The organism is Gottschalkia purinilytica (assembly GCF_001190785.1).
Taxonomy (GTDB): domain Bacteria; phylum Bacillota; class Clostridia; order Tissierellales; family Gottschalkiaceae; genus Gottschalkia_A; species Gottschalkia_A purinilytica.
Genome location: NZ_LGSS01000012.1, coordinates 1 through 15,425, shown reverse-complemented (window position 1 = coordinate 15,425; position 15,425 = coordinate 1). Strand labels below are relative to the sequence as shown.

Sequence of the window (15,425 nt, the reverse complement as noted above, 5' to 3'; positions counted from 1 at the left end):
TTCAATCTCATATTTCATATGTTAGATATTGCAATACCACTTCTTATATATCACATTTAATATAAATGTTTCAACCAAATTTATGAAATCTATAAAAATGTAACTTAATTTTTTATTAATTGTAACTAAAAATAAAGGAACTATCCTAATTATGGATAATTCCCCTATTTTTAGTTACAATTCTATAATGTTATATCTTTTAGAAAGTTATTCTGTAGCGTAGTTATCAAAGTACCCTTGTATAAGTACTACTGGAGTTCCCTTGTCACCACTACCACTAATTAGATCACATAAACTTCCTAAAAGGTCTGTTATTTGTCTTGGAGTAGTTCCTAATGATTGAGCTTCTCCACTAATATTTTCTTCTTTTTCTTTTATCTTTTTCTTTATTTCATCGACCATCTCATTATTTTTCATATCTTTAAGTTCATTATCAGCTATATATTTTAACTTTATTTCGTTTGGAGTTCCTTTAAGTCCTTCTGTATATCCTGGTGATACTATTGGATCTGCAAGCTCCCATATCTTACCTACCGGATCTTTAAAAGCACCATCTCCATATACCATTACTTCTACATTCTTTCCTGTCTTTTCTTTTATTATTTTTTGAATATTATTTACTATTTCGCTACAATCTCTAGGAAATAATTTTACTGTATTATCAGTAGCTTTATTTGAACCAAGTAATCCATATTCAGGATTAAATCCACTGCCGTTTATAGATTCATTTAATATTTCATCTAATCCATAAACTCTTTCCGCTCCAGCTTTTTTTAATATCCTCTTAGTTCTATGTCTCTCATGGATATTAGCTACTAGTATTTCTTTAGTATATCTTAGTGCTTCTCTAGGATCATTTGTAAGATATATTTCTATATTTTCATTATTTACAATATCCCTATACATTTTAACATAGTCAATTCCTGTAAATGGATGTTCTACATTTTTTCCGAAAAGCTCTCTATATTTTTCTTCAGTAAGAAAGTCTGTGTATGGATTAACTCCAAGTTCATCCATTTTATCTATATCCATTAGATGATTTCCAACTTCATCAGATGGATAATTTAAAAATAGATGAATTTTTTTACCACTTAAAGCTATTCCTTGAAGAATTGATGAGAATCTATTTCTACTTAGTATAGGAAACATAACTGCAATATCACCTTCAAACTTTTTGCTAATGTCAGAAGCTATGTCCTCTATTGATACATAGTTTCCTTGTGATCTTGCAACCAATGATTCTGTTATACCTATAACGTCTCTATCTCTAAGAGTATAACCCTCATCTTTCATAGACTCCATTATAGAATTAACAACAATGTTTGCTAGATCATCTCCTTCTTTTATAATAGGTGTTCTTATTCCTCTAGCAGTAGTTCCTACTGTTCTCGCCATATTCGTTCTCTCCTTTGTATGCTAATATGCTACTTCTCTGTTTTTTATCACGTATAATTATAACACAAAGATGGATTTTTTCTCAAATTATAAATATATACGTTAGTTATATATATGTTACTAATAATCTACTATTAGTATTAACCACTTTGGTAAAATTACTATAAGATTTGATATGAAAATTATTTATATTAAATCGTTCTGTTAGTTAATTTTTTATATCAAAATTACTAGTTTTGAAGTACTAATACTTTTTGAAAAATTATTACTATGGTATTTTTAATATTATTAATACTTAATTAAGACAACATATTGTATTGTTAAATAGTTATAAAATAAACATATTTAATGTAACTAATTATTGTTAAATTTAGATTAAGTATATTATATTGAAAGTTTATCTCTAGAAAAAACATAGTCTATGATACCTTCATTCTGATAATTTATTATATCATTTTCTAAAGTTTACATAGACTATTTTACACTCTCTTTGATATATTTCTATTATATTTCTAACTATAAAACTGGACTAACATTATACAAACTATAATTAATAGTTCCACTTACCCTTCTTAACTTTAACACCTTTATGATTTATAAATTGACTTTTGGGATTTACTTCATTATGTCTCTGATTATTTTCTAACTTTTTTTCATGTTTCTTTTGCTTATACTGTTTCTTTAAAGTTTTTTGTTCTTCCTTATTGCTTTTACTTTTTTCATACTTCTTTTCTAACTGCTTAACATTATTATTCGAAAAAGAGCTGTTAACATTAGGATTTTTTCTATCTTTAGATTTTATATTTCCCTTATTTTTATTACTTTGATTTACCATACTATTTTGATTCTTTTTATAAATTGTCTTATCTTTATCATTGGCTCCTTTATAATCAATTTCCTTATCTTTATTATCGACTTCTTTATAATCAATTTCCTTATCTTTATTATCGACTTCTTTATAATCAATTTCTTTATCTTTATTATTGATCTTATTACTGCCTTTATTAATTTCATTACTTTCTTTTTTTATAGGATTATTTTTATTCTGTGTACTATTTTTTTCATTTTTGCTGTCTATAATTTTAATACCTTTGTCAATAGGCTTATGTTTTACATTAACAGACTTAAGTATTTCATTCCCTTTGTCATTTAAAGGTGTTGTCTTAATTATTCTATTGAACATATTAACTTCTATCTTTATATCCGAACTATTACCAATAATAATTGATGATGTGGGAGTGTTATATGCATAAACACCTGTTCCAAATAGTAAACAGAAAAGAATAGAAGCTACTGATACAAACTTACGTATAGATGTTACTTCTTTACCAATGTAAATTTCACCAACTTTTGGAGGGTTATTTTTTGCTCTAAGTTTCACAAATTGACCATCATCTGTTAATACAACTATGTAATTTTTATTACTTTCCATAACTATTCCTTTTTTAGTTTTCATTTTTTTCACCAACTTTTATTTTAAGATAAGATTTAATATATGGATATTCTTCACTTGATAAAATAACTATAAGAACAATTAAATATCTTCTCCACTTTTCAAAATACTTTCTATTATTTCCTGTGATTAACATCAGCTCTTTTATAGGAAGCATTTTCTTAGTTTTTATATATTCAATTATATGTACTTCTTGTATACAGATAAATGCAATATTCAAAAGTGCATTTCTGGTATTCTTATGGCTAGGTGATGATTTTATAAGATCTGAAAAATTTAAATTATACTGTAGAAGTTCTTTGGAAAGTTGACTTATTTCAGATGCCCTCTTACTATTTTCTATCTGCTTATCATATTCTGATATAGAAATTTTATCTTGAATATTATTAATCTTTTCATCATTATCAGATTTATTAAACGAGAAATTAAGAGAAACGTAACTTTTAGACTTTCTAAAAAAGTCGATTAATGAGTTTCTTATTAAAACTTTTGCAAAACTTAAAAAATTACCTTTATTTTTATTATATTTATCGCAAGCAGAATTAAATGCTATCATAGCTATACTCAATTCATCGTCATTTTCCCATGAAAGCTTTTTTTTACAAACTGAACTTGCTGCACTATATATAAATTGTTTATTTTCTTCTATAAATTCGTCTCTATTATTGTCATCTATCATATTAAGTCTAATCTAACCACCTTTCTATATATATCTACACTTATTATGATATACGTAATCTAACATATTTTTTAGGGGGTATCAAATAAAGTTTTTTTAAAAATAAATTATTTCATACCCCTTAAAAATAAAAAGCTCAACACGTAGTTAATATATAAGAGTAAAAACTAAACTTAAGGAGGAATCAAATGTGAAAATAACATCAGCAATTATCGCTACTTTACTCGTAGCAACAAGTTTAAATGTAAATGCAGAAGAAGTTACAACATTAAAAGATAAGGCTGGAGTTACACCAGATAGTATTCTTTACACTATGGATACTAAACTAGATAACCTAAAAGTTCAAATGGCCTCAGCAGGGGAAGAAAAAGTTAATATTATATCTGAAGTAGCAGAAGAAAGACTTGGAGAAAGTCAAGTTATGGCGGAAAAAGGTAAGCAAGAGCTTGTTGAAGAAACAGTAAATCAATATAATGAAAAATTGGATAATGCTATAAAAGAATTAACAAATATTAATTCAAATTTAGATGAGAAAGAAATTAAAGAAAACTTAGAAAAACTAAATATATATATATTATCACATCAGGAAAAATCCATAGAAGTATTAAATAAAATTAAAAATTATCTTGAAGGAAATGCAAAAGAAACAATAAGTAAAGTAATAGAAATGCAAAAAGCAAAAAAAGAAGCAGTAGCTAATATGGTTGAAAAAAGACACAAATTTAATGCTGCTAAAAAAGCTTTAAGAATGGCACAAAATGCTATGAAAAAAGCTGAAGAATCAGGAAATGAAGAGTTAATTAAGGTTATAGAGCAGGCTTTAAAATCAAGGCAAGAAGAATATGACAAAGCTAAAGAAGAGTTTAGAGCTTCATTTGAAGAAAAACAAAGTGTAGTTAAAAAATTCAAAAAATTAGGGCAAAAAGATGAAGAAAATAAAGAAGAAATAGTAGAAGAAGAACCAGCAGTCGATAATTCTACAAATAGTTCTGAAGAAGAAAATACAACACCGATAGATACTAATAATATAAGCAATAGTAGTAAAAAAGTAGTAGAAAGTAATAATATAAAAGTTAAAAGTTCAAATCAAATAAATAAAAAAGAAACTAATAAAGAAGATAAAGTAAAGAAAGTAAACGAAACCAAAATAAAAGAAGATAAAGTAAAAAAAGCAAACGAAACAAATCCAAAAGAAGATAAAACAAAAGAAAACAAAGTAAAGGAAACAAAAGTACAAGAAACAAAAGAAAATAAAGTAAAAAAAGAGAAAGTAGAAGGACAAAATAAATACAATAACAATAAAGAAGAAAAACATAAAAAATAAATTGTGTTAAAGTAAAATAATTGTTCCTTTAAAATAAAAAGATAACACAAACACTAAATATAAATCCAAATAATATAGATAAAATAATACTATGAAAAAATACCTTAGTAAAATATCAACACTCTAGAGAAAATAATAACAGAAACTATAATAATTTTACTAAAGAAAATCAAATTAATTTAAATTTAGAAGACTTTTTCTAACAAAGCTATTAACAGCTTTTATTAAATATTAACAAGCCTGAGGAGTTTAAATAAAAATTTTCTTTGGCTAGATCAATAATAGAAATCAAGCTCAAATCAGTAACACAAACTTTGTAATTCCCACTATATCATATATTTTAAAATGCCAAAGTTAAAAGATATTATGTATAAAATCTTTTAACTTTGGCAATATATTTTTCAAGCTTTTATTATAATATAATTCCTATAGCTCTCACTGGAGAACCATCTGATTCTTTATATTTAAATGGAGTAGCAGAAAATATGAATTCACTTGGTAACTTTTCTAAGTTAGTAAGGTTTTCTATAATAACCATATTATTATTAAATAATATTTTATGTATAAAATAATCTATAGTATCTACTGGATCAACTGATATCGCATCTATACCGATTCCCTTTAAGCTAAACTTACCTAACCATTTTGCAGATTCCTCTGTCATCACTGGAAAATCTATAAAGTATTTTTCATCTCCCCAGTATTTACTCCATCCTGTCTTTATAATTAAAAATTGGCAATTGGATATATTCTTTTCATATTTTTCTAACTCTTTAACTTCTAAGCACTTTAAGTTAAGATTAGATATATCCAATACAAATGCATTTCCTACAAATTTGTCTATAGTAAACTTTTCTAGTGAATATCCTTTACTCAGCATATGAAATGGAGAATCTATATGTGTTCCTAAATGAGAATATATACTTAGCCTTGTTTCATTGTATCCGTCTTCTTGGATTGTAGATACCTTTTCTATAACTGGTTTACTATCATCTGAATAGGTAGGCATACTGATATCAAGTTCTTGTGAAAGATCAATTATATTCATATACTTATCTCCTTTTTCTTGTTAATCCATAACCACCAAACATTTGCTTTGCGTCTATTATGGTTATAAACGCTTTTGTAGAATGTTCTTCTATTAATGATATTATATTTTGTTTATTTCTTCTTCTTACATGTATTAGTAAAATACTTTTTTCATTATCTTTTCCTTTACCAGTCATTTCTGTTACAGCTATATTTTGTTCTCTTAGAAATTTAGCTAGTTTATCTCCAGCTTCTTTATTAACTATCGCTTGAATAGTATAGTGTCCTAGTGCTATCTTTTCTTCAACTATTAATCCTACATAGTTTCCGAAAGCAAATCCTAAAGCATAAGCAAACATTTTTTGTGGACTCTCATTTATACCTACTAATACTACACTAACTATTTTCAGCCAGATTAACACTTCTACAAATCCGATAACAGAGGAAATAAGTTTTTCCCCTCTTGCCAAGAATACAGTTCTTATAGTTGTTAATGATACTTCAAAAATCTTAGCGAAAAAAATAATTAGAAAATCCATAAATTTCACCTTCTAACATTTAGTTTAGTAAACCCTCTATAAAATAAAGTATATCCTATTATATGGTATTCTACCCTTTCATTATAAGGTGAAAAGTTAAATTTATTATATAATTCTACTTATTGTTTCATTTATCATATCATCTGGATTAAATTCCTCTATAGGATAAAAAGGAACATCTATATCGTAATATCTAAGAGATTCCATTAATACTTCCATAAAAACACCACTACCATCAGAATACACTAATTCTTTAACTTTTCTATTTACTATGTCTAAGTTTCTGAATTCTCCTCCCCATGTTTCTCCTGTACATACTTTATTAATCCCACAGCTTGGACTTCCATTTATCCCTATTACACCAATAATCTCATAATCATTCTCTACATAATCAGTTATCTGGCTTATTAAAGGATTTAGCAATTCTTTAGATTGTTCTCTAAAAAATCTAGTATCAAATTGATTTTTTACATGACCCCAACGTTTCGATCCATACATATACATTTCTGGACACGGTAATTGTATTATACCTATATCATTTTTCATAAAATATTTTACTAACTTTAAATTATATGAAGTATCTTTTTTAACTCCTTCAACTTTTGAACAAGGATTTAGTATACAATGAGAAACTAAAACCATTTTAGATCTTTTTTTCATCTATCCATCCTCCTATTTTATAAAACAGGGATGATGTTTTTAGCATCATCCCTTGTAAATATTATTCTTTGGCGAAACTCTTCTTAGCTTCATCTAGTTCTTTTCTTGTATTTTGCTGTGCATCCTTTAACGCCTGTTCAATAGTCTTTTTACCTGATAATATCTCTTCTAATGCCTCTTGCATATTTTTATGAATTGCATATCCATTTAAAACTTTTGGATCTTGATATGCATAAGAAAACTGATCAAGAGCTACCTTTTTCGATGAGTCCGTTTTCAAGAATTCTTGGAATTTATCAGACCTTGTTGATGAATTAGTCATAGGTAAATATCCTGACTTAATTCCCCATTCCGTTGTAGTTTCTTCTGCAAACCAGAACTTCATAAACTCCCAAGCAGCTTTCTTTTGTTCATCTGTTGATGTATTAAACATAGTTATATCTGTACCTGCAAATAGTGATGCTTGCTTTTCTCCTTTTGGCAGTTCTGCTACTGCCCAATTTACTCCTGTTTCTTTACAAGCTTCTTCCATTTCAGGCAGATTTGAAGATGTCGCAAATCCTATGAAAGACTCTCCTCTTGACATAGGACCTGTTATGTATCCATCTTCAAATGCTACCTTTCCAATTCCCTCTTTTACCATTCCAACTATAAACTCATAAGCCTTTTTAGTCTCTGGAGTGTCTATTAATATAGTATCTGTTTTTTCATCATATATGTGTCCACCTGCTTGTTCTACCCAGTAACTAAAATCTACCCCAACACTTTTATTGAAAGCTATTCCTTTTTTTCCATCTTTAGATAACTTTTTACCAGCTTCCTTCAGCTCTTCCCAAGTAGTAGGAACTTCTACTCCAGCTTCTTTAAGTGCATCTACGTTATAATACATTAAGTAAGCACTTTTATTAAATGGAAGAGAAAAGTGTTTTCCATTCCACATACCATTATCTCTAAGAGGTTTCGGAATGTCCTCCCATATTTTTTTATCCATTCCAATTTTCTTGTCAAATATGTATGGATCTAATTCTTGTACTAAATCATTTAGGACATATGCTGAAAGTCTATTACAATATATCATTGATAATGTTGGTAAATTTCCTGCTTGTGCAGCTCCATTGAGTTTTTCAAATAATTCTTTATAGTGTCCTTGGAATACTGCTTTTACCTTTATATTAGGATTTTGTTTATTAAACTTATCAACTAATGATTGTAACACTTCTCCATTTTCATCTGCTAAAGCATGCCAAAACTCAATTTCTACAGGTTTTGTAGATTTGTTTTGCGCTTGTCCTACATCTTTAGTATTAGTTTCTTGCTGTTTATTACAGCCTACCATTCCTACCACCATAGCTATTACTAAAAATAGTGATAAAATTCTTTTCATGTCATATTTCCCCCTTTTGTTTCTTATTATTATCCCTTAATTCCAGCCCTTGTTACACCACTCATAATATACTTTTGTAAAAATATATAAATACCAATAATAGGTATAATAACTATACTGGAATATGCCATAAGCAAGTTATAATGTGCTCCTGCTTCTGTCATAAAGTTAGTTAATCCTACAGGAAGTGTTCTTTTATCAGGTGTACTAGTCATAAGTAATGGCCATAAAAATTCATTCCAACTGTATATTATCTTAAGTAACCCCACTGTTATAAGTGCTGGTTTTGAAAAAGGAACCATAATCTTTATCATATATTTAAAATCACTACAACCATCTACTTTAGCTGCATGGTATAATTCTTCTGGTACTGTAAGAAAAAATTGTCTTACAAAGAATATTGAAGATACACTTGCAAGCCAAGGTATGTATAGTGCTGGTCTCGTGTTTATAAGATTAAGCTTTGATAATGTTACAAAGTTTGGTGCTATTAACATTTCACCAGGTACCATCATCGTTCCTAAAAGAATAGCAAAGATTATATCTCTCCCCTTAAATTGAATCCTTGAAAAAGCAAAAGCTGCTAAAATTGACGTAATAAGTGTACCTATAGTAACAATAAAAGTAACTACTAAGCTATTTATAAAGTAAGTTTTCATAGGAACTCTATTAAATACTTCATTATAATTTCCCCAGTTAAAGGTATCTGGTATAAATTTTGGTGGTAATATGTATATCTCACCTGACCCTTTAAAAGATGTACTTAGCATCCAAATAAAAGGCAAAAGTGTAATAACACATCCAGCTATTAAAATAGTATATGAAAGTACATTAAGTATCTTTATCTTCTTCATTTTTAACTCCTTATTTATAGTGAACCATTTTTCTACCTATGTATAATTGAACAATGGTAATTACTAATATAATAGCAAATAACACTACAGAAGCTGCTGAAGCTATACCATAAGAAAATTGATTTGCTAATTTGTCGTATATGTAGTAGACCATTGTTAAACAAGAATTTACAGGCCCTGGCATCTTGTGAAATAATGCATATACTTCACTAAATACCTTAAATGCTCCTATAAGAGACGTAATCATTACAAAAAAAATTGTTGGTGACAGCAATGGAAGTGTTATATGTATGAATCTATTCCATGCATTAGCAGAATCTATCTTAGCTGCATTGTAATATTGATTATCGATATTTTGTAATCCTGTTAATATAATCAATATATTGTATCCCAATGTTTTCCATATGCTTAGAATAATTAAACTTACCATTGCCCATTTAGGATCAATTAACCACTTAATAGGATCAATTCCAAATAAGCCAAGAAAGTGATTCAATATACCGTATTCAGAATGAAATATCCATCTCCAAACTGCTGATACGGCTACTGTACTAGTCACAAATGGTAAAAAAAGTACACTATTAAAGAACTTTTTAAAGAGTATATTTGAATTAAGTATCATGGCTAAAAAAGTAGCTATAATAATTGATAGTGGTACTACTCCTAATACAAATATAAAAGTATTTTTCATAGCTAATATAAAGTTATCATCTTTAAAAATACTAATATAATTATCAAGTCCATATTCAAATACAATATGCTTAAAATAGTTATACTTGGTATAAAAGCTCATTGCTAATGCTTTAATAATAGGATATATCTGAAATATTCCTAATATTATAAATGTAGGAGCAAGGTATAGCATTCCTTTCAAAAAATTTTTTATCTCTTTACTTTTTTTCATGTAATCACCTATTGAAGCTTAATATTGTTAAATGTCTCGCTGTTAAAAATATGTAGCTTGTCCTTTCTTATCTTTAAATAAACTCTATCCCCTTGAGATATCTTATATTCAGGTGAAGTGAAACATCTAAATTTATATTCATTTAAATTAAATACTAATAAATTATCTTTTCCTATCATCTGTATTTGATCTAAAATAGCACTAAAGTGACTTTCTTCTTTAGAGCAAACTACTAAATCCTCAGGTCTTATTGCCCCTATTAATCTTGCACTTAAAGTATTTTTAAACTGATCTTCTTCAATATTAATTTCAATATTCGTATTGTGAATATAGCATTTCTCGTCTATTTTATGTATTTCAAAAGTATTTATAGGGGCACTCCCTATAAATTTTGCTGTAAATAAGTTGTTAGGATTATCATAAATATTTCTTGGCTCATCATACTGTTGTAATTTACCTTTATTCATCAATAATATTTTATCTGATATACTAGCTGCTTCATCTTGATCGTGTGTGACAAAGATAGTAGTTATATTTAGCTTTTTCTGTAGTTTTCTAATTTCTTCTCTTGTTTGTAATCTTAGTTTTGCATCAAGATTAGACAAGGGCTCATCCATAAGTAGAACACTTGGCTTTTTCACTAATGCTCGTGCTATAGCCACTCTTTGTTGTTGTCCTCCTGATAGCTGATTTGGTTTTCTATTTAGTAATTCTTTTATTTTAAGTAATTCAACTACTTCATCTACATTATCTCTAGCCTGTTTTTTTGATATTTTCATCATAGTTAAAGGGAACATAATATTTTTAAGAATTGTCATATGTGGATATAGTGCATAGTTCTGAAAAACCATACCTATATTTCGCTTCTCTGTATCTATATCATTTACTAAAATATCGTCAAAGTATATCTCACCACTATCTTGGCTATAAAGTCCAGCTAAAGTAAACAAGGTAGTGCTTTTTCCACATCCACTTGGGCCTAGAAAAGTCACTAATTCCCCATCGTTTATATCTACACTCAATTCATTTACTGCTACTACATCTTTAAATTTCTTCGTAAGATTTTTTATTGTTATCTTCATGAAATCACCTTGTAGTCATTATTATTAACACCAACTTTTATTCTAGCATGAAAACGATTGCACTTATAATAGAATTTTTCTATGATAAATTTTTTCATATTAACAAATACTATCATTCTATACAATTTTTTAAAATTCACTATTATATATTTAATATATTTTTTAATATACTTTCAAAAATAAAAAAGCAAAATTTCATTATAAGTTTATAATGAAATTTTGCTTTTATCTAATTTAGCATATTTAATATAAAAATATCTAGTATATAGAATTATTTTTTAATAACTTAAAATTCTATCTATATCTTCTATATTTATAAGTTTATTTCTACTTTATATTTATCTTTAAGTTCATTAGTTTTGCTTAAGTATTTATCTTGTTGCTTTAAGTTAGTAACTTGTTGAGTAATTTGTTGCTTAACTTCTTCTAAAGGACTGATACCAGCTTCTTTTCTATCATTTAGCTTAATTATATGATATCCAAATTGAGTTTTTACAGGCTCACTTATTTCATCTTTCTCAAGTTTGAAAGCAGCTTCTTCAAATTCAGGTACCATACTACCTCTAGCAAAGTATCCTAAATCTCCACCTCTATCTTTTGATGGACATTCAGATTTTTCTTTAGCTACTTCTTCAAAAGAAAGTCCTTCATTTAATTTACTTATTATATTTTTTGCTTCTTCTTCATCTTTAACTAGTATATGGCTAGCTCTGATAGTTTCTGGTTGTTTAAATTTTTCTTTATTTTCATCATAATATTTAACTACATCTTCATCTGTAGCAGACACATCACCTATAAGTTTATTAACAGAGTATTGTATTAAAAGATTTTTCTTAGTTTTTTCTAATTCTGATACGAAATATTCATCTTTATCCAAACTATTATCAATAGCATTTAAGTACATTAATTCTTGATTGATTAATTCGTGCACAAGCCTGTTCTTACCATCAGGTTGTGATTGTATTTGCATTGCTACTTGTTCTCCTAAGTTTGTTAAAAGAGTTTGTACGTCTTGTTCTGTTATTTCTTTACCATTCACTACTGCTAATACTTTATTTTCACTCATAATCTAAATTCTCCCTTTTTAAAACATACAATACCAAATGTTATTGCAGTTTTATTTTTATTTTATTTTGAAAATATCACATTACCTTGATATTGTCAAACACTCAGTACAGTATATGACGATGATATAAATTTGATGATAATATTTATATTATATTTTTTAATAATAAATATGAAATATAATATAACTTTATATATTAAACTATATACTATTAAACAATGTATAAATTAACCCATTATGTTAATTAACTTAAAATAAAACATATTCTATAGTGCTAAACTATATATAATTTCCTATGCTTATATCTCCGTCTTTTATACGATATTTATAGTTTCTTTCTCTAATTCTTTTAAAACCATAAGCTTCATAAAAACCATAATTACATTCTGTATCTGTAAATAGATAAGTTTTTTTTAGATTCTTATCCCTACATATATCTATAAAATTATTCATGAGAGATTTTCCAATTCCCTTTCCTCTACACCTAGAATCTACAACAAATAATGTTATTTCTCCATCAAACATCTTCTTTAAGTTTTTTGGCATATATGTAAGGTCTCTTCCCCTTTTAATTAAATCAGAAAATGATGATAATTTTTCATTTTTATTAAATAAAAAGCTAATTAATTTTCTTAATATTATAAAATTGCACTTCAACTTTTTCAAAAGATTAAATTCTTTATCTATTCTACCAAATAGTAGTCCTACAGTTTTCCCATCATTTTCAATAACTTGTGTATAAGTTGATGAATATAAACTTATAAGGAAAAAAATTTCTGTAGCAAGTGCTGTATCTTCAGAATTACCTATAAATCTATTAAAATCCCAAGTACAGTCTATTAAACTATATAAATCTTTAGAGTCTGACATCTTAAACTCTCTAAATATTAAATCATCCATAAGAATCCTCCTAATCCTTTTTAATTCTTAATTTTTTAGGAATATAATTCTATAATAGAAGTATTGTATTAAAAAAATTAGTACTTTGAGTTAATTTTCAATAAAAGATTTTTTAACAATAATATTTCCGTATCAGAAAGAGGTGCAAATAACCGCTTCATTTCATCTATAAATATTTTATCTACTTGATCCAACAGCTTCTTTGCATCTTCTGTAAGGCTAATTAAAAACTGTCTTTTATCTTCTAACCCTAATTCTCTTTTCACAAGACCTTTTTTCTCTAAACGATTAACTGCTACAGTAGCTGTATTAGAAGCTATACCAAGGATTTCTGAAATTTGCTTCATGTATTTTCCTTCTGGATATCCTATTGCATATAATGTCCTTGTTTCAGCATAAGTTAGATTATTATAATCATCATTAGAAATCTGAATACTTACTCTTTTCTCATATTTTTCATAAATATCTTCCAAAGTTCTCATAGTATCAACAAACTCCATATTTTCCACTAAAAACACCTCTTATTTCTATTATAGAAATATATTATCATGAAATAAATAATTTGTACATATTAAAAATTACACTCTATAAAATAACTCCTGTTCAAAACAGGAGTTATTAATTAAATATATCTCTATTTAACAATATAATATAAATAAAACTTTAAAACTATTAAATTATAACAGTCTATATTACTACACATCATACTTTATAAGTAATAATAGGATTTAAACTAGCTACAAGTTTAATCATTTTTGCATCAATCATATCTTCTATTACTCTTTCAATATTTTTATATGCTTCTGGAGCTTCCTCATATATTATATTCTTATCATTACATATTAAATTATGAATTAATTTATTTTGTCTTATAGACTTTTTAGAATATATATTTTCAAGTTTTTCTTTACACCCAAAACGGGACCATTTTCTACCTGCTCCGTGAGAAATAGAAAATGCATATTCTATAAGATTATCCTTTGGTTTTACAATATAAGATTTTGAACCTCTTGATCCTGCTACCACAACACATCCCAAGTCTGACGGTGTAGCTCCTTTTCTATGAATATAATATATTTCTCCATCTATTTCTTTTTTCTCTATACCATTGTGGACACTATCTAGTATTTTTTTATGTTCCTTTCCATTAATGCAACTTAAAATTCTATATGCTATTAATTCTCTATTTAAAGTTGCAAAGTCTACAGCTTTATTATGCTCATTTAAATATTCTTGAAATTCGTCACAATCTATTTTTAATCCATTCTGACATGAATATTTTTCAATGTACTTTTTCAAAATATATTCTCCATAACTTCTTGAACCACTGTGTACTAATAAATATATCTGATTCTTGTCTATAGAAATATTCTTTAATGTTTCATGATCAAATACTTGGTCAATTTCTTGAAACTCTGCAAAATGGTTGCCTGAACCTATAGTTCCTAGTTTCTCTTTAAAGGGTAAATCTATATTTTTTAAAAACTTTGTAATATCTACATTTTCAATTCCATTTAACTTTTCTAGTCTTTTAATTATTTTGTCAATTTTAAATTTATTTTTCCTTATATCTGTTGAAAAAATAGTCATACCACATCCTATATCATTTCCTATAATATGTGGATAAATAATATCTTTTGTTACAAAGCTAGCCCCAACAGGTATTTTTCCCACATGTAAATCAGGTAATCCTACAGCTTTGACTATACCCTCTAATTCTGAAACTCTTTTAAGTTGTTCAATTGCATTACTTTCTATCCAAGATTTTTCTCCTTTTACAACTGTAATCTTTCTATTCATATTCTCTCCTCTTAACTTTTAGTATTATTTTTTTGAGAGAATATAATAAGATAATGATTATACTTTAGTCTTATTTGTATTCCCTCATCTTATTCAATGTTTTAGTCATTGTAATCACGCCCTTCCACATATTTAAATAATACATGCCTATTTTATCATATGAAGTTATATCCTACCAATTAAAATGTTTACATTATTAAACTATAAGATTTATTTTACATATATTATATTTTAAAATAAATATCCGCCAGCTAAGTGAAGTGCACCCCAAATGTTAGACAAAAAATCTAATATTTGGGGTGAAATGGTATAATAAACTGGACACTAAGTTAAGAGAAAAAGGTGACAGTTTATGA

15 protein-coding genes are annotated in these 15,425 nt (G+C 26.9%); 1 reads left to right on the top strand and 14 read right to left on the bottom strand.

Going from position 1 to position 15,425, the window contains the following annotated elements; translation table 11 throughout:
* Positions 1–207 precede the first annotated feature (207 nt).
* From CLPU_RS11790 to CLPU_RS11780, 3 genes are all read right to left on the bottom strand, one after another.
* Positions 208–1,395: a coenzyme F420-0:L-glutamate ligase gene (locus tag CLPU_RS11790; RefSeq protein ID WP_050355873.1), complete on the bottom strand. Its 1,188-nt coding sequence runs from the start codon at positions 1,393–1,395 to the stop codon at positions 208–210.
* A 550-nt stretch (positions 1,396–1,945) separates the two neighbouring features.
* Positions 1,946–2,851 (bottom strand): anti-sigma factor domain-containing protein, encoded by a 906-nt coding sequence (locus tag CLPU_RS11785; protein WP_050355872.1) that lies wholly within the window; start codon positions 2,849–2,851, stop codon positions 1,946–1,948.
* The gene (locus tag CLPU_RS11780; RefSeq protein WP_050355871.1) at positions 2,841–3,527 is read right to left on the bottom strand and encodes a sigma-70 family RNA polymerase sigma factor; all 687 of its coding nucleotides are present in this window, start codon (positions 3,525–3,527) and stop codon (positions 2,841–2,843) included. The genes CLPU_RS11785 and CLPU_RS11780 overlap by 11 nt, the downstream gene beginning before the upstream one ends.
* 190 nt (positions 3,528–3,717) lie before the next feature.
* Here CLPU_RS11780 and CLPU_RS17050 point away from each other — a divergent pair, with 190 nt between their 5' ends.
* The gene (locus CLPU_RS17050; protein WP_050355870.1) at positions 3,718–4,851 is read left to right on the top strand and encodes a DUF5667 domain-containing protein; all 1,134 of its coding nucleotides are present in this window, start codon (positions 3,718–3,720) and stop codon (positions 4,849–4,851) included.
* Between the two features lie 412 nt (positions 4,852–5,263).
* Here the strand turns inward: CLPU_RS17050 and CLPU_RS11770 are convergent, their stop codons facing one another.
* The 11 genes from CLPU_RS11770 to CLPU_RS11720 all read right to left on the bottom strand — a co-directional run bounded on the left by CLPU_RS11770 (position 5,264) and on the right by CLPU_RS11720 (position 15,069).
* Positions 5,264–5,899: a cyclase family protein gene (locus CLPU_RS11770; RefSeq protein WP_050355869.1), complete on the bottom strand. Its 636-nt coding sequence runs from the start codon at positions 5,897–5,899 to the stop codon at positions 5,264–5,266.
* A gap of 4 nt (positions 5,900–5,903) precedes the next feature.
* The gene (locus tag CLPU_RS11765; protein WP_050355868.1) at positions 5,904–6,419 is read right to left on the bottom strand and encodes a DUF2179 domain-containing protein; all 516 of its coding nucleotides are present in this window, start codon (positions 6,417–6,419) and stop codon (positions 5,904–5,906) included.
* 105 nt (positions 6,420–6,524) lie between these two features.
* Positions 6,525–7,079 (bottom strand): CD3072 family TudS-related putative desulfidase, encoded by a 555-nt coding sequence (locus CLPU_RS11760; RefSeq protein ID WP_050355867.1) that lies wholly within the window; start codon positions 7,077–7,079, stop codon positions 6,525–6,527.
* A gap of 61 nt (positions 7,080–7,140) precedes the next feature.
* Positions 7,141–8,463, bottom strand: a complete 1,323-nt coding sequence (locus tag CLPU_RS11755; RefSeq protein WP_050355866.1) for an ABC transporter substrate-binding protein — start codon at positions 8,461–8,463, stop codon at positions 7,141–7,143.
* A 29-nt stretch (positions 8,464–8,492) separates the two neighbouring features.
* Entirely contained in the window at positions 8,493–9,317 is an 825-nt protein-coding gene (locus CLPU_RS11750) for a carbohydrate ABC transporter permease (protein WP_050355865.1), read from the bottom strand.
* 10 nt (positions 9,318–9,327) lie between these two features.
* Positions 9,328–10,221, bottom strand: a complete 894-nt coding sequence (locus CLPU_RS11745; protein WP_050355864.1) for a carbohydrate ABC transporter permease — start codon at positions 10,219–10,221, stop codon at positions 9,328–9,330.
* An 8-nt stretch (positions 10,222–10,229) separates the two neighbouring features.
* A complete protein-coding gene (locus tag CLPU_RS11740) occupies positions 10,230–11,303 on the bottom strand; it encodes an ABC transporter ATP-binding protein (protein ID WP_050355863.1) in 1,074 nt (357 codons plus the stop codon).
* Positions 11,304–11,616: 313 nt separating this feature from the next.
* Entirely contained in the window at positions 11,617–12,369 is a 753-nt protein-coding gene (locus CLPU_RS11735; protein WP_050355862.1) for a peptidyl-prolyl cis-trans isomerase, read from the bottom strand.
* Positions 12,370–12,648: 279 nt separating this feature from the next.
* Positions 12,649–13,269, bottom strand: coding sequence for a GNAT family N-acetyltransferase (locus CLPU_RS11730; RefSeq protein WP_050355861.1), 621 nt, complete (start codon positions 13,267–13,269; stop codon positions 12,649–12,651).
* A 77-nt stretch (positions 13,270–13,346) separates the two neighbouring features.
* Positions 13,347–13,769: a MarR family winged helix-turn-helix transcriptional regulator gene (locus CLPU_RS11725; protein WP_235436173.1), complete on the bottom strand. Its 423-nt coding sequence runs from the start codon at positions 13,767–13,769 to the stop codon at positions 13,347–13,349.
* A gap of 202 nt (positions 13,770–13,971) precedes the next feature.
* Positions 13,972–15,069: an RNA ligase RtcB family protein gene (locus tag CLPU_RS11720; RefSeq protein ID WP_050355859.1), complete on the bottom strand. Its 1,098-nt coding sequence runs from the start codon at positions 15,067–15,069 to the stop codon at positions 13,972–13,974.
* Positions 15,070–15,425 lie beyond the last annotated feature (356 nt).